Below are 15605 nucleotides of genomic sequence, written 5' to 3'. Positions count from 1 at the left end.
GGATGAATATATTGCAGAAATCACTCAACGTTTGAATCATCGCCCAAGAAAAAGACTCGGCTTTAAAAGTCCGAGTCAGGTATTATGGCAACAACATGGTGTTGCACTTCAAATGCTAATCTAAGAATTTAAAAACCATATAAAAGAGATGAAAAGGTGTGCTATAGTTTTTGCATACGCACCTTGAGATCACTTATCCTGTTATTTTTCTAAGGATGTGCTGAACTAAGAATAAGTTTTATTTTATAATTTAAATGAATCACTTAGGTTGAAGTGAGTCTAGAGCAGAATATTTGACGGAAATAGACAGTTTTATCTCATCTACTGATCACAAACTGATATTGGCTTTATCGACTTGAAAATTGTCTGACAATGTCATATTTTTTGCAATTAAAATCAAGTAAAAAAGCACGTAACAATCAGGATTTATCCACAGGGTTTATCCAATTTTTTTGATTGCATCTTATAAAAACAAGATAGGAACAGTATGCAAGAACAAGAAAAGGACAGTTTGTCCGAGCAGATTGCCAGGCATATTAGTGAGCAAATCATTCGCGGTGAACTGGTAGAGGGGGAACGCATTCAAGAATTGCGCATTTCCTCTGAACTGGATGTCAGTCGTGGTTCGGTGCGTGAAGCCTTACTGCTGCTGGAGCGTACCCAATTAATCGAAATTTATCCCCGTCGTGGGGCGATTGTCTCGGAAATGTCTGCCCAGCAGGTACGTGCCCTGTTTGAAATGTGTGCATTGCTGTGTGGGCAAATCGTGCAACGTATGGCCGAAACCTGGCGTCCGCATGAAGCCGAAAGCATTCAGGCATTATTGCAACAATTGCAGGAAGAAACCCGTCACGGTCATACTGAAAAATTTTATGATCTAATCTTTCAGGGCTTGTCTCGCCAGCATGAAATGGTCGGCAATCCTTATTTAATGAAAGTCTATCAGGAACTGTTACCGTCACTGCGCCGTAGTTATTTTTTAACCTTAAATATCTCGCATCGCGAACTGCAGGAATCATTTGAATTGTTTAAGCTGGTGACTGATGCAGTTTTGATCCGAAAATCACAACAAGCTACTTTATTTATGGATGATTTTTGTCGACACTTGCGTAACCTTGTGTTGGAATCGCTAACACGGATGAAACAAATCGAACTTGCATGGGCAAGACGTTCACGACGTTGATCAGGACATTATGCGTTTAAGCAGCTTAAAACTTTCCGGCTTTAAATCTTTTGCCGATAGTACAACTTTACATTTCAAGGCCAATCGTACCGCTGTGGTTGGGCCTAACGGTTGTGGCAAATCCAATGTGATTGATGCCATACGCTGGGTGATGGGGGAATCCAGTGCACGCCAGCTGCGTGGCGGCAGCATGCAGGATGTGATTTTTACCGGTACCGCGAAACGTAAACCGGTTGGCGTAGCCAGTGTCGAACTGCGTTTTGACAATACCTATGGCAAGCTCGGTGGTGCTTATAATGCCTATAATGAGCTGGCGGTGCGTCGTCAGGTCAACCGTGATGGCAAGTCCGAATATTTTTTAAATGGCACCAAATGCCGTCGTCGTGACATCACCGACATTTTCTTGGGAACCGGTTTGGGTCCGCGCTCTTACGCGATTATTGAACAGGGCATGATTAACCGTCTGGTCGATGCTAAACCGGAAGAAATGCGGGTGTTTATTGAAGAAGCTGCCGGTGTTTCGCGTTATCAGGCACGCCGTCGTGAAACCCTATTGCATCTGGATCACACCACGCAAAATTTATCCCGCCTTGAAGATATTGCCGCGGAACTGAAATCCCAGCTGAAAACCCTGAAACGTCAATCCGAAACCGCCATTCAATATAAAGAACTGGAAACCCGGATTCGCACCATAAAAGTGGAAGTGCTGTCATTTCAATGTGAGCAAAGCAGCCGCTTACAGCAAGAATATACTGTGCAGATGAATGAGCTGGGCGAAACCTTCAAGCTGGTGCGTTCCGAACTCACCACACTGGAACATGACCTGACTGCAACCAGTGAATTATTTCAGCGCCTGATTCAGCAGTCCACGCCACTGCAAAATGAATGGCAACAGGCCGAGAAAAAACTGGCTGAACTGAAAATGACGCTGGAACAGAAGCAGTCCTTGTTCCAGCAAAATAGTTTGACTTTAACTCAGCTGGAACAGCAAAAACTACAGACCAAAGAACGGCTGCAACTGATTGAATTGCAAATTGAAACTTTGCAAGTCCAGCATGAACAGCAGACTGAACAATTACAGCAGCAAGAAAGCCAGGGACAGGACCAGAGTCAAAGTCTGAGCGATTTGAAAGCACAACAGCAACAGGTACAACAGCAATTTGAACTGGTCAAAGCTCAGGTTGAAAAACAGCAGCAGCAAAAAATGCAGATGCTGGCGCAAAGTGAGCAGTTGGCGAAAAATATTGCCCGGATCGAACAGCAAAAACAGACCTTGCAACAACAGGCCACACAGATTCAAAATCAGCACCAGCTGGAGGATATTGAGCAGCTGGAAAGTGAAAAAGTTCAACTGTCTCAGCAGATTGAACAGCTGGAACAAGCCATTCAAACGCAGAAACACACATTAGAGTCAGTGCAAGCACAATATGCGCAGCAGAAAAATGATGTTGCGACCTTAAAGTCTGCGATTCAGGTGTTGCAATCCGAACAGAAAAATCTTCATCAGTTGCTAATCAAGAACAGTCCTAAAGTCCAGAACGATGCCGTGCAGTTGATGCAGGTGTTGAAGCTAAACGATCAGGCCAAAGACCATGCCCATCTGATTGAAAAATTCCTGGCGAAATGGCTCTCTGCACAAGTATTAGATGCGAATACTGATTTCACGGAAAGTATTGCCCGTCAGCTGAAAGTTCAGGTGGCAAAAGGGCAGATTCAGCTGGCCAGTTTACCGTGTCTGGCCGAATGGATTGAATCGCCGCAGCATTCCATCTGGCAGCAGGTGGCCGTTGCAGACAATCTTCATCAGGCTTTGGCTTTACAGTCTCAATTGGGTATTGGTCAGTCTATCTTGACGCTGGATGGTTATCAGGTGGCTCAAGATTGGGTGATCGGTCTGTTTTACGATGAAGCCAGTCAGGCAGGACAAGGGGCACTGAGTCACCGTATCCGTTTGGAAGAAATTGAAACAGCATTGGCACAGCAGTGGCTACAGCTTGAAACGGCGGAACAGCTGTTGCCGGAACTGGTAAAACAGATTCAAATGTTGCAAAAAAATATTCAAGAGCAGCAAGACCAGTTAAAGCTACAGCAAAAAGCGTTGCAGCAGTTGGATGTCAATGTTGCCAAAGTACAAAGTACGGATCAGGCTTTTTCGCTTCAGAAACAGCAATTGGCCAGTCAGTTGCAACAGCTGGATGAGCAGCTGGAAGAGGATGCCATGCAGAAAGATGATCTGGAAATTGATCTGCATGCCTTAAACCTGAAACTGGAACAGGCTTTACCGAATTATAAAACCCTGCAATTCCAGGTTGAGGAACTGACCGAGCAGCTGGAAAATACCCAGCACACCTGGCAGCAAGCGCAACAGGAGCTCGAACTGTTACGTCGTCAGGCCACGCAAACCCGACAGCAAATTGAATTGCTGGAAAAAGATGCTTCATTCTCAAAAGCACAGTATCAGCAGATTATTGCGCAAATGGAGCAGGCGAAAAAGTTTGTTGATCCGGTGCAGCTGGAATTACCAGCACTGGAATCTCAATTCAGTGAGCAGGCACACATTACCGAGAAGTTGCAAAAGACCTGGAATGAATGGCAGGCTGAACTGAACAGTGTTCAAGAAAAACAGCAGCACCTGACCGAACAGCGTCATCAGCACCAGCAGCAAGACGAGAAATTGCGTGGCCAGTTAGAAGAGAAGCGACTGGCCTGGCAAGCAGCCAAGTCTGACTGGCAGCACTATTCTGAACAGTTAAAAGAGATGAATAGTGAAATGCTCACCGGGCTGAGTATTGATATTGCCAGCCATCAACAAACCCTGGAAAGAGCACAGCAGCAGTTTGAAAAACTGGGTGCGGTCAATCTGGCGGCTTCTGAAGAATATGAGGAAGTCTCCAGTCGCTTTGAAGAACTGAGTCATCAGATTGAAGACCTGGAAAAAACAGTCGATCAGTTACAGGGCGCCATGAAAAGTATTGATCAGGAAACCCGCAAGTTGTTTATGACCACCTTTGATCAGGTCAATCATGAACTGCAAGACCTGTTCCCGAAAGTATTTAATGGCGGTGAAGCCAGTTTAAGCCTTGAAGACGACTGGCAATCGGGTGTAAAACTAATGGCGCGTCCACCGGGTAAACGGAACAGTTCTCTGGCCTTACTCTCTGGTGGTGAAAAAGCATTAACAGCATTGGCATTGGTGTTTGCCATCTTCCGTTTAAATCCGGCACCGTTCTGTGTACTGGATGAGGTCGATGCACCTTTGGACGATGCCAATGTGGGACGGTTTTGTAACCTGGTAAAAGAACTTTCTGAACAGGTGCAATTCATTTACATTACCCATAATAAAGTTGCAATGACGATGGCAACCGATTTGTTAGGTGTTACCATGCCAGAACCGGGCACCTCAAAATTAGTCACTGTCGATTTGGAACAGGCAAAAGAATACGGTTTAGTTGCGGAGTCATAGTATGGAAGTCACTACGATTGTTGGCATAGTTATCGCCATCATCATTATGCTATTCGGTTTAAGATTATTGTTTAAAAAACCTGGGGATGCAGCACCGTCACTAGATTCGGAACTTCATGTCAATTCTGACAGCCAGCAACCGGTCATTCCTCGTCATGTGCGTGATCAACTACAAAGTGCAAAAGAAGCCGAACGTGTTGAACCCACTTTAACTGAAACGGCGGCTGAACAGCTTCCGGCAGCTCAGCAGGCAGAAGCGCAAGCAGAAAAGGTTGAAACCGCTCAGGTTGAACAGGCAGCAGCACCCGCTCAGGCGGAGTTGAAAGCAGATGCTACCGCTGTAGAAGAAGTAAAATCTGAAGCCAGCTCAGAGCAGGCTCAACAAGGTGAAGATAAAAAAGCAGATGAATTTAACCTGAACAGCAGCATTGAAAAAGCCGAAATTTCAGACTTTGAAGATGAAAGCAGCATTCTGGATGAGCACTTGCATGAACAGCAACGCGTGGATGAAGCCAGTGCCTTATCGACTGCAGCCGAATTTATTGCCTTGAATATTTATCCAGAACGCCGGGTGCTTTCCGGGGAAAAAACTTTAAAAGTCTTGCTTAAATATGGCCTGCGTTTTGGTGAAATGGCCTGTTTCCATCGTTATACTGAAGACGGCAGCAAGTTACTTTTTTCTGTGTTGCAGATTACTGACGAAGGTGCAGCCGGTTTTGATCTGGAAACCTTGTCGACTGAACAGGTGAAAGGCTTGGCTTTCTTCCTGGCATTGCCACACAGTGATGTACAGAATGCCTTTGATACTATGGACAGCATTTCGCGTCTGATTGCCCGTGAAATTGACGGCACCGTGTATGACCAGAACAATCAGGAATTTACGCCGCAATTACGTGAACAATGGCGTCATTTCGCGATTGATTACCGTGCAGGTCAAAGTACAGAAGTTTAGTTTGAAACTGATGGACTCGATTTCTATAATAGCGGGTAGATCAAATAGTTATGAAGGGCGGAAATAGACCGCCCTTTTTTATGGGGTAGATATGACCGAAGATTCAACTATCAAAGCGCAAATGCGTCAATTGATTCAAATTTTAGCCAAGCATAACCATGCCTATTATGTAATGGATCAACCCAGCATTGAAGATAGTGAATATGATCAGCTCTTTCATCAGCTCAAGGTTTTAGAAGAACAATATCCCGAATATGTACAGGCGGATACTCCGACCAATAAAGTGGGTGGCAAAGCGCTTACTAAATTTGCCAGCGTGACCCATGCCGTACCGATGCTGTCATTGGGTAATGTCTTTAACCAGGAAGAACTGTTTGCCTTTGCCCGCCGTATTGAAGAACGTTTACCCAATCAGAAGATCCAATACGATGTCGAATTAAAGTTCGATGGCCTGGCCATTTCCCTGTGGTATGAAAATGGTGTGCTGGTTCGTGGCGTCACTCGTGGCGATGGTGAAACCGGTGAAGACATTACTCATAATGTCAAAACCATCCGTAACCTGCCGAAAGTGCTAAGCTCTGCACAGGCTCAGGTACCGACACTGCTTGAAGTGCGTGGTGAAGTGCTGATTCCTAAAGCAGGTTTTGAAAAGCTGAATGCCGAAAATGAAGCCAAAGGTGAAAAGACCTTTGCCAACCCGCGTAATGCAGCGGCAGGCAGTCTGCGCCAGCTCGATCCAAATGTTGCAGCCTCACGTCCACTGGCCTTTTATGCTTATGGTATAGCACAGTGCGAACCTCATCATGGTCAGACCACCATGTATGCCAGTCTGGAGTGGCTCACCCAGTTTGGTTTTACCATCGGGGAAAGTCATTTTATTTGTGACACGATTCAGGATGTACAAAAAGCCTATGAAAAAATCAATGCAGAACGTGCCGATTTAAGTGTTGAAATTGATGGTCTGGTCATCAAGGTCGATGATTTAAAACAGCAAAGACAGCTCGGATTTTTAAGCCGGGAACCCCGTTGGGCAACCGCCTATAAGTTCCCGGCGGTAGCGGCTTTAACCACGGTAGAAAATATTGACTGGCAAGTGGGGCGTACCGGAACTTTAACCCCGGTTGCACGTTTAAACCCTGTCGCTGTCGGTGGGGTCACAGTGTCCAATGTCACCCTGCATAATATTGGCGAAATCCACCGTTTGGATGTCCGAATTGGCGATACCGTCAGCGTATACCGTAGCGGTGACGTGATTCCGAAAGTGGAAAAAGTCTGGCCGGAATTCCGCCCGGATGAGGCAGTAGAGGTTCATTTACCGGAAAATTGTCCTGTTTGTGATTCGCCGGTGGTGATGCCTGAAGGCGAGGCATTGGCACGCTGTTCTGGCGGTTTGTACTGCGCAGCCCAGCGAATTGAAGCCATTCGCCACTTTGTTTCGCGTAAGGCCATGGATATTGAAGGTCTAGGCGATCGCTGGGTGGAATGTTTACTCCATCTCGACCTGCTCAAAAATGTGGCGGATATTTACTGCTTGCACGAACATCGTGAGCAGCTCTTAAACATTGATAAAATGGGTGAAAAATCGGTACAAAACCTGTTTGATGCAATTGAAAACAGCAAGAAAACCACACTGGCTTCCTTCATTTATGCTTTGGGAATCCGCGGCGTGGGAGAAACCACTGCACGTATGCTAGCCAATACTTTCCAGACTTTTGAAGCACTGCAAAATGCCGATATTGAAGCCTTGAAGAAAACCCCGGATGTTGGGGATATTACTGCTGAATGGATTGTCGATTTCTTTCAGGCGCCGCATAATCTGGAAGTGGTCAAGCGTTTGCTCGAAGCGGGAATTCACTGGGATGCTCCAGTCGCCCCGACACGTCAGCCACTAAATGGCGAAAGCTGGGTGGTGACGGGTACGCTCAGTAGTATGGGACGGGATGAGGCAACACAGTTACTCCAAGCCTTAGGCGCACGCGTCAGCGGCAGTGTATCCAGTAAAACCAAATGTGTCGTTGCTGGTGAGAAAGCCGGTTCCAAGCTGGATAAGGCAGAAAAACTCGGTGTCGCTGTGATCAACGAAGAGCAGTTTATTGCTTTGATGAAAGAGCATGGTCAACTTCCTGCTTAATCGATCTTAAGCATGAATTAAAAAAGACATCCTCGGATGTCTTTTTTATGGCTTGATTGGGTTGGGATCGTCATGATGAGCTGAATTCACGTACAATATCGATCTATTGACAGGTATTGAGCCTGTCTTATCAGATGATTCTGTTCTCCCGTTGATTATTGGCATACACATGGCGCAAGCAAAGAAAACTTTTCCGCAACAAAAATCGCAATTACATGCACGAAATCTGCATCGCAGTCGTTACGATTTTCCTCAGTTAATGCAGACTTGTCCGGAACTTGCACCTTTTGTTAGCCCAAATAAATATAACGATCTTTCAGTCGATTTTTCTGATCCACAGGCTGTGAAAATGCTCAATAAAGCATTGCTGAAACATTTTTATGGCATTCAATATTGGGATATTCCTCAAGATTTTCTTTGTCCGCCTATTCCGGGTAGAGCTGACTATATCCACTATTTGGCTGACTTGTTGAGTGCCAATAATAAAGGTCAGATTCCAACAGGGCATGCCGTTCAAGTGTTGGATATTGGGGTGGGAGCAAACTGTATTTACCCGATCATTGGTCATCGTAGCTATGGTTGGAAATTTGTCGGCTCAGACATTCATTCTACATCCTTTAAAAGTGCTCAATTCATTGTGGAGGCGAATCCAAATTTGCGTAAAGGGATTCAGATTCGATTGCAGAAGAACTCAAGCAATATTTTCAAAGGTGTGATTAAACCCACAGATCATTTTGATTTGACGATGTGTAACCCGCCATTTCATGCCTCGCAAGATGAAGCAAATGCCACAGCAACTCAAAAATTAAGAAAACTTGGCAAGCCGGTTGATCGGACGAAGGTGGTGTTAAACTTTGGTGGTCAAAAAAATGAACTCTGGTGTGACGGTGGTGAAGAACGCTTTGTCTGCCAAATGGTACAAGAGAGCATACAGTTTGCTGAGCAATGTCTTTGGTTTAGCACACTGGTTTCCAAGAAAACAACATTGCCTGTGCTTTTAAATGCGTTGCGTAAGAGCGGAGCAGTGGATGTGAAAACCATTAAAATGACGCAGGGGCAAAAAGAAAGTCGTTTTGTCGCTTGGACTTTTTTAGATTTAAAGCAACAACAAGCATGGAGAAATGCACGTTGGACTTCAGCTTAAGCCTATTTTCGCTGAGGATGAGTGAGCTTGTCGGTGCATGACTAAGATTTGGCCTGCTTATACCAATGAACAAGCTCAATTTTGCTTATATATAATAACCTGATGCCGATGCACTCAGCGTTTCTGATTTGATACGCATATAGTTCAATGAATATATGCCACAATGATTTTGAATCTAGTTACAAAAAACCAATACATTATAAAAGTACTTTGATCTTGTTCATCTAAGCTGAGTACTGAGTGCAAGACATTGTTTTATAAATGGGAATTTATTCAACTAAAACTGTAAATGTAAGTACTTCTCATTTTAATTGTTTAAAAATCATATATTTATGGAAATTTTATTTTGCAAATACAGATGATTTTCTCCATAATAAGCCCATAAAGGTAGGGAGTTATAAAAATGCGTGGTAATCCAGAAGTCGTAGATTATTTAAATATGTTGATCGGTGGCGAACTGGCTGCTCGCGACCAATACCTGATCCACTCTCGTATGTATGAAGATTGGGGGCTGACCAAAATCTTTGAACGTATTGATCATGAAATGCAGGAAGAAGCACAGCATGCGGATGCCATTATTCGCCGTGTATTGTTTTTGGAAGGTACACCGAATATGAACCGTGATGACATCGAAACCGGTGAAGATGTGGTGACCTGTTTAAAAGCTGATTTAAAGCTCGAATATCATGTACGTGAAAAATTGGCACAAGGTGTGAAATTGTGCGAAGAGAAAGGTGATTATGTGAGCCGTGATATGCTTCGTCAGCAAATGTCGGATACGGAAGAAGATCATACTTACTGGTTAGAAAAACAGATTCGTTTGATTGAATTGATTGGTTTGCAAAACTATATTCAATCGCAAATGTAAGTTTAAATGTTGAAATATAAAGCCTGACCTGAGTCGGGCTTTATATTTGTTTAAATTTATGATTGAGATGGGCAATGACGTGTTATTGAGAAAATTTCCGGATATCCGCCAGGACCTGAGCCGCATGAGTTTGTGTATTCACACTGCTATAGTGGTAAACAATGGTGCCTTGAGGATCAATCAGAAAGCTTTCCCGTTTGGCAATTTGGATAATGCCCAGATTACGCACAATACCCAATTGATTCGATAATTGGTGTGTGTAATCTGCTAAAAGAGGAAAAGTTAAACCTAATTTTTCTGAAAATTTTTGATGGGATTTGACATCATCCAGACTCACCCCCAAAACCACGGCATTGTTTTTTAAAAATTGTGGATAGAGCGCTTTAAATTGATTGGCTTCCTGGGTACAGCCGGGAGAGTTGTCTTTAGGATAGAAATATAACACCACCCATTTGCCTTTGTACTGGCTCAAGGAATGCCATTGACCATTTTGATCCTGCAATTTAAATGCAGGTGCCGCTTTTCCGAGCCATTGTTTTTCAGTGTTTTTCTGAGAAGCGAAGATCGAATTTTCGGCATAGGCAGGAACCGTGAAAGCGTTGAATGCTGATATGGATATCAAGCTGATTTGCAGCAGTTTTGAAGTTTTCATGACGTATACTTTTATAATTAATGTTTGCATTAATCTTAGCAGATTTGCTGATGAGACGGTGCAGTGTAGGTTTGCAATGATTTCAAAATTTTCTTATGAACGAAATTCTTTAAAAATTACCTGTGATTGCATATTTACCTTTGATGGATCAAAAATAACAAAACCCCGCTGTTGGTCAAAAAGGGATATTCATATCATCCTTCAGCAACAACGACTCCCTTGTCGCCATTCACGATAGTGGATTATGAATGAATTTTGAAATGCTGCTGCGAGAATTGAGACAGAGGTTTTATACTGTTCAAATGATTTAGTTTTTTTAGAGCTTACCTTGAATCAACGTATTTTACTCATCACGGGCTGGGGCGGTGGAACCCAACTGCTTGATCCATTAAAACAGGCTTTGGCGGCACAAGGACATGAGGTTGAACTTTGCAACATTTTTAATGCTTTAGATGAACAGGTTCTACAGCAGAAAGTGGAACTGGCGCATCAGTTTGATGTGATTGCCGGCTGGTCTTTGGGTGGCCAGTTGGCTACAGTGTTGGCCGATCAGGTTCAAAAGCAGCATGGACAGGAAAAAGTATTGATTACTTTGGGTTCCAACCCCTGTTTCGTAGCAAACGATACATGGCCAATGGCAATGGATCAGCCGACCTTTCAGCAGTTCAAACAGTCATTTGAGCAAGATGCAATTTCCACTTTAAAAAAGTTTGGCTATATGGTGTGTCAAGGCACAGTAACCACAAAAGCTGACTTCATCACTTTACAAAGTTTGATTCAGGCACAATCGATTGAAACTTTAAGACAAGGACTATTATGCCTTGAGTATTTAAATAATGTCGATATCTTGAGGAATTACCCAGGTCATCAATATCATATGTTTGCAAAACAGGATTTTTTAGTTAGTTACAAAGTTCAAAGAAATTTTCATAAATTCAATGCAAAGTTTCTGGAAACAGAGCTGATCAGCGGGTCACATGGCTTTCCCTTATTTGAAGCTGAACTGATAACTGGCAAAATCTGCCAATTTTTAAAGAAAATAGAACAAACAAGCGGATAACTGGTTTATCTCGCAATTTATTTTTAGTTCATGCAGGTTTAAGATCATGAAAAATTGATTTTCAAGCGTCTGCAGGAGTAAGGGATGACCGAATTAAACGACCAAGACTTTGATCTTGCGCATATCTGGCATCCTTATACCTCCATGACCGATCCATTGCCGACCTTTAAGGTAAAACAGGCGCATGGTGCCATTATCGAGCTGGAAGATGGACGGCAACTGATTGATGGCATGTCTTCTTGGTGGTGTGCCATCCATGGCTATAACCATCCTGAACTGAATCAGGCCGTGACAGATCAATTACACAAGATGTCGCATATCATGTTTGGTGGTTTGACTCATGATCCTGCGATTGAACTTGGCAGACTGTTATTAAAAATTACCCCACCCAGTCTGGATAAAATTTTCTATGCGGACTCTGGATCTGTTGCCGTAGAAGTGGCATTAAAAATGGCAGTGCAGTTTTGGACTGCACAAGGTGAAAGTCAGAAAACCAATTTTATTACGCCGCGTTCTGGCTATCATGGCGATACCTGGAATGCCATGTCAGTTTGTGATCCGGTCACAGGCATGCATCAGATTTTTGGTTCCAGTCTGCCGAATCGTTTCTTTGTTGCAGCCCCACAGGTTGGCTTTGATGATGAATGGAATCAAGCCGATATTGCAGAACTGGAACAGGTGTTAAAACAGCACCATGCCAGCATTGCTGCTTTAATTCTGGAACCGATTGTGCAGGGTGCGGGTGGAATGCGTTTTTATCATCCTGAATATTTGCGTCAGGCCAAATTGCTGTGTGAACAATATAAAGTGCTGCTGATTTTTGATGAAATTGCCACCGGTTTTGGTCGTACTGGCAAATTGTTTGCCTGGGAACATGCCGGCGTTGAGCCGGATATCATGTGCATCGGCAAGGGCTTGACTGGCGGCTATATGACGCTTTCGGCCACATTAACCAGCAAGCATGTGGCGGAAACCATTAGCCGTGGCGAGGCAGGCGTATTCATGCATGGTCCCACCTTTATGGCCAATCCACTGGCCTGTGCAGTGGCTGTGAAAAGTACCGAGGTTTTATTGGCTCAGGATTGGCAAGCCAATATTCAGCGCATCGAGCAACAGTTGCAACACCATCTGCAACCCCTATCAGCACTGGATTATGTGCAGGATGTGCGGGTGCTGGGCGCGATTGGTGTGGTGGAGCTGACATTTAATGTGGATATGAAAAGCCTGCAACAACAGTTTGTTAAGCGCGGGATCTGGATACGTCCATTTGGTAAACTGGTCTATGTGATGCCGCCGTATGTGATTACTGAACAACAATTGAATATATTGCTGGAACAATTAGTGAATGTGGTGGAGCAGATGCAAGAGGTATCCGCATGGACTTGTTAAATGACGCTGCATTAAATAACTCTCTGCTAAATGATTATGCAAGCAAGCTGGATGAACTCAAACAGCAGGGCAATTTGCGGCAATTTACCTCTAATGTCCAGCAAGGCCGAATGATTGAAATCCAGGGTCATTCGATGCTTAACCTGTCTTCCAATGATTATTTGGGATTGGCAGCAGACTTAACTTTGCGTGAACAGTTTTTTGATGAAACACCAAATGAACTTCGTATTATGAGTTCATCTTCTTCGCGATTGTTAACCGGAAATTTTCCTGAATACGAGCAGCTGGAAGCCAGTTTAAGTCAGGCTTTTCATGGACGTGCTGCGCTGTTATTTAACAGTGGCTATCACATGAATATCGGGATTCTGCCAGCTTTAAGCGACAGTAAGACCCTGATTCTGGCAGACAAACTGGTGCATGCCAGCATGATTGATGGTATCCGTTTATCCTCTGCAAAATATGTACGCTATCGGCACAATGACCTGAATCATCTGCAACAGCTTTTGCAGCAATACCATGCCGATGAAGCTTTTGAGCGCATTATTGTGGTGACGGAATCCATTTTCAGCATGGATGGTGACGAAACCGATCTGGCTGAACTGGTTCGGATTAAAAGGCAATTTGCTAAAGTGATGCTCTATGTCGATGAAGCGCATGCCATTGGTGTGCGCGGCGAGCAAGGCTTGGGCTGTGCAGAACAGTATGCGGTGATTGATGAGATTGATCTGCTGGTTGGGACTTTCGGGAAAGCACTGGCATCGGTCGGTGGTTATCTGATTTGCCATCCCATCATCCGTGAATATCTGATTAATTCCATGCGTCCGCTGATTTTCAGTACCGCGCAGCCACCCATGTGTATGGCGTGGACTGATTTTATTTTCCAGAAAGTTTTAGGCTTGCAACAGCAACGTCAGCATCTGCAACAGATCAGTCAAAATCTGCAACAGTCGGTACGTGCCAAAGGTTTTGATTGTCCTTCGACTTCACATATTGTGCCGGTGATTGTTGGCGAGTCGCAAAAGACGGTGGAAAAGGCCGTGCAGCTACAACAGGCCGGATTTTATATCATGCCGGTGCGTCCACCTACAGTACCGAAACACAGTTCAAGATTACGTATTTCACTGACTTCTCAAGTCAATCAGGCTGATCTTGAACAGCTGGTGGCGTTGCTGTGAGTTGTAGCCGTGAATATTAATAAGTCTCAAGTAGCACAGCGTTTTGCCAAGGCAGGACAAAGCTATGCTGAACATGCCATCGTACAAAAACAGATTTGCCAACAGTTACTGCAATTGATACAGCAATATTTGCCCAGTACCAGCTTGAACTGTGTTTTTGAAATCGGCTGTGGCTCAGGCAATTTAAGCCATTTGCTGATGCAAAACTTTGAAATAAAGCATGTGTTTTTAAATGACCTGTATCCCGAAGTTCAGCAACATTTTCAGGCTAAAGAAAATTTGGAGTGGCTGATTGGCGATGTGGAACAACTGGATTTTCCGCAATCCCTTGACCTGATCGCTTCCAGTTCGGCTTTGCAATGGGTGGGCGATATTGATTCGGTCTTTAAAAAAAGTGCAGCGGCGCTTATCGAAAATGGCTATTTGTGTTTTTCCACTTTTGGTCAGCAGAATTTGCAAGAAATTAAGGCTCTGACTGGGCAAGGGCTGAATTATCTGACTCTTGATGAGATTCAGCACAAGCTGCTTAAACAGGGTTTTGAAATTCTACATCTTTCCGAGAGTCTGGAAATACTGAATTTTTCCCATCCTAAAGCTGTGCTGCAGCATTTAAAGGCCACCGGGGTCACTGCAACCGCCGCACAGCATCGTTGGACCAAACAGTCTTTACAGCAGTTTTATCAGGACTATCAGCAATTTTCAGAGCTGGATCAATCTGGTCAGCACCATTATCAGCTGAGCTATCATCCTATTTATTGCATTGCACGGAGTAAGCCATGACATCCCCCGTTTATTTTATCAGTGGCATCGATACCGGTATTGGCAAGACCTATACCACAGGCTATCTGGCGAAGTTATGGAATGAACAGGGCAAGAAAACCATCACCCAGAAACTGGTGCAAACTGGCAATACCGATGTTTCTGAAGATATTGAACAGCACCGTAAAATGATGCAGATGGGTTGGTTTCCGGAAGATGAAAGCAAACTCACCATGCCGGAAATTTTTACTTATCCGGCTTCACCGCATTTGGCGACTAAAATTGATGGCCGTGAAATCGACTTCCAGAAAATTGCCGATGCGACCCGGCAATTAACTGAAAAATATGAAGTAGTGTTACTGGAAGGTGCGGGTGGTTTAATGGTGCCCTTAACCACAGAACTGTTAACGATTGATTATATTGCTGAACAGAAATTCCCTGTCATTCTGGTTAGTTCTGGTCGTTTGGGTAGTATCAATCATACCTTGCTCAGTCTGGAAGCCTTGAAAAGTCGTGGTCTGGAACTTTATGCTTTGGCTTATAACCTGAATGATGAATCACAGGACCAGCTGATTTCCAGAGATACTTCGGATTATCTGAAAAGCTATCTGGCGATACATTTCCCAAATGCACAGTGGATTGATATTCCTGTTTTATCCTAACTGTTGTTTAAAAGAGAAGGATATAAAAAAGCCACTCAACTGATCTGCACCCCGAAAGTTGGATACTTCGTCTAATTTGGAGGGTGCTTTTCTATGGCTAAATATTCGCAAGAATTCAAACTTAAAGTTGTTCAATATTACTTATCAGGTTTTGGATCAAAAACAAC

Annotated in this window: 12 protein-coding genes and 1 pseudogene; 12 read left to right on the top strand and 1 reads right to left on the bottom strand. The window is 43.9% G+C overall.

What is annotated here, in order from left to right; translation table 11 throughout:
- The first annotated feature begins 487 nt into the window (after positions 1–487).
- The 6 genes from FTT83_RS13865 to bfr all read left to right on the top strand — a co-directional run bounded on the left by FTT83_RS13865 (position 488) and on the right by bfr (position 9741).
- Positions 488–1183: a GntR family transcriptional regulator gene (locus FTT83_RS13865; RefSeq protein WP_086196089.1), complete on the top strand. Its 696-nt coding sequence runs from the start codon at positions 488–490 to the stop codon at positions 1181–1183.
- Between the two features lie 10 nt (positions 1184–1193).
- Positions 1194–4646 (top strand): chromosome segregation protein SMC, encoded by a 3453-nt coding sequence (smc, locus tag FTT83_RS13860; RefSeq protein ID WP_180176775.1) that lies wholly within the window; start codon positions 1194–1196, stop codon positions 4644–4646.
- A 1-nt stretch (position 4647) separates the two neighbouring features.
- The gene (locus tag FTT83_RS13855) at positions 4648–5598 is read left to right on the top strand and encodes a cell division protein ZipA C-terminal FtsZ-binding domain-containing protein (RefSeq protein WP_180042512.1); all 951 of its coding nucleotides are present in this window, start codon (positions 4648–4650) and stop codon (positions 5596–5598) included.
- A gap of 91 nt (positions 5599–5689) precedes the next feature.
- Positions 5690–7729, top strand: a complete 2040-nt coding sequence (gene ligA, locus FTT83_RS13850) for an NAD-dependent DNA ligase LigA (protein WP_180042511.1) — start codon at positions 5690–5692, stop codon at positions 7727–7729.
- A gap of 169 nt (positions 7730–7898) precedes the next feature.
- Positions 7899–8873, top strand: coding sequence for a 23S rRNA (adenine(1618)-N(6))-methyltransferase RlmF (gene rlmF / locus FTT83_RS13845; RefSeq protein WP_166171080.1), 975 nt, complete (start codon positions 7899–7901; stop codon positions 8871–8873).
- Positions 8874–9276: 403 nt separating this feature from the next.
- The gene (gene bfr / locus FTT83_RS13840) at positions 9277–9741 is read left to right on the top strand and encodes a bacterioferritin (protein WP_180042510.1); all 465 of its coding nucleotides are present in this window, start codon (positions 9277–9279) and stop codon (positions 9739–9741) included.
- 82 nt (positions 9742–9823) lie between these two features.
- Here the strand turns inward: bfr and FTT83_RS13835 are convergent, their stop codons facing one another.
- Positions 9824–10393 carry a peroxiredoxin gene (locus tag FTT83_RS13835; protein WP_180176774.1) on the bottom strand — a complete coding sequence of 190 codons (570 nt, stop codon included), beginning with the start codon at positions 10391–10393 and terminating at the stop codon, positions 9824–9826.
- Positions 10394–10721: 328 nt separating this feature from the next.
- Here FTT83_RS13835 and FTT83_RS13830 point away from each other — a divergent pair, with 328 nt between their 5' ends.
- The 6 genes and pseudogenes from FTT83_RS13830 to FTT83_RS16345 form a co-directional block, all read left to right on the top strand.
- The gene (locus tag FTT83_RS13830) at positions 10722–11453 is read left to right on the top strand and encodes a hydrolase (RefSeq protein WP_180176773.1); all 732 of its coding nucleotides are present in this window, start codon (positions 10722–10724) and stop codon (positions 11451–11453) included.
- 84 nt (positions 11454–11537) lie between these two features.
- Positions 11538–12842, top strand: coding sequence for an adenosylmethionine--8-amino-7-oxononanoate transaminase (bioA, locus tag FTT83_RS13825; protein WP_180174700.1), 1305 nt, complete (start codon positions 11538–11540; stop codon positions 12840–12842).
- The gene (locus FTT83_RS13820; protein WP_180174699.1) at positions 12830–14017 is read left to right on the top strand and encodes an 8-amino-7-oxononanoate synthase; all 1188 of its coding nucleotides are present in this window, start codon (positions 12830–12832) and stop codon (positions 14015–14017) included. The genes bioA and FTT83_RS13820 overlap by 13 nt, the downstream gene beginning before the upstream one ends.
- Positions 14018–14026: 9 nt before the next feature.
- The gene (gene bioC / locus FTT83_RS13815) at positions 14027–14797 is read left to right on the top strand and encodes a malonyl-ACP O-methyltransferase BioC (protein ID WP_180042506.1); all 771 of its coding nucleotides are present in this window, start codon (positions 14027–14029) and stop codon (positions 14795–14797) included.
- On the top strand, positions 14794–15438 hold the full coding sequence (gene bioD, locus FTT83_RS13810; RefSeq protein ID WP_180042505.1) for a dethiobiotin synthase: 645 nt from the start codon (positions 14794–14796) through the stop codon (positions 15436–15438). The genes bioC and bioD overlap by 4 nt, the downstream gene beginning before the upstream one ends.
- 93 nt (positions 15439–15531) lie before the next feature.
- Positions 15532–15605 (top strand): annotated as a pseudogene (locus FTT83_RS16345) (helix-turn-helix domain-containing protein); the annotation flags it as partial.

Origin of the sequence: Acinetobacter sp. YH01018 (assembly GCF_013420295.1) — a bacterium.
GTDB lineage: Bacteria > Pseudomonadota > Gammaproteobacteria > Pseudomonadales > Moraxellaceae > Acinetobacter.
This window is presented reverse-complemented; position numbering and strand designations above follow the sequence as displayed.

Coding starts and splice junctions, on each gene's coding strand:
- bioD (WP_180042505.1), top strand. CDS start 14,794: ATGACATCCCCCGTTTATTTTATCAGTGGCATCGATACCGGTATTGGC.
- FTT83_RS13820 (WP_180174699.1), top strand. CDS start 12,830: ATGGACTTGTTAAATGACGCTGCATTAAATAACTCTCTGCTAAATGAT.
- bioA (WP_180174700.1), top strand. CDS start 11,538: ATGACCGAATTAAACGACCAAGACTTTGATCTTGCGCATATCTGGCAT.
- FTT83_RS13855 (WP_180042512.1), top strand. CDS start 4,648: ATGGAAGTCACTACGATTGTTGGCATAGTTATCGCCATCATCATTATG.
- bfr (WP_180042510.1), top strand. CDS start 9,277: ATGCGTGGTAATCCAGAAGTCGTAGATTATTTAAATATGTTGATCGGT.
- smc (WP_180176775.1), top strand. CDS start 1,194: ATGCGTTTAAGCAGCTTAAAACTTTCCGGCTTTAAATCTTTTGCCGAT.
- FTT83_RS13865 (WP_086196089.1), top strand. CDS start 488: ATGCAAGAACAAGAAAAGGACAGTTTGTCCGAGCAGATTGCCAGGCAT.
- ligA (WP_180042511.1), top strand. CDS start 5,690: ATGACCGAAGATTCAACTATCAAAGCGCAAATGCGTCAATTGATTCAA.
- FTT83_RS13835 (WP_180176774.1), bottom strand. CDS start 10,393: ATGAAAACTTCAAAACTGCTGCAAATCAGCTTGATATCCATATCAGCA.
- rlmF (WP_166171080.1), top strand. CDS start 7,899: ATGGCGCAAGCAAAGAAAACTTTTCCGCAACAAAAATCGCAATTACAT.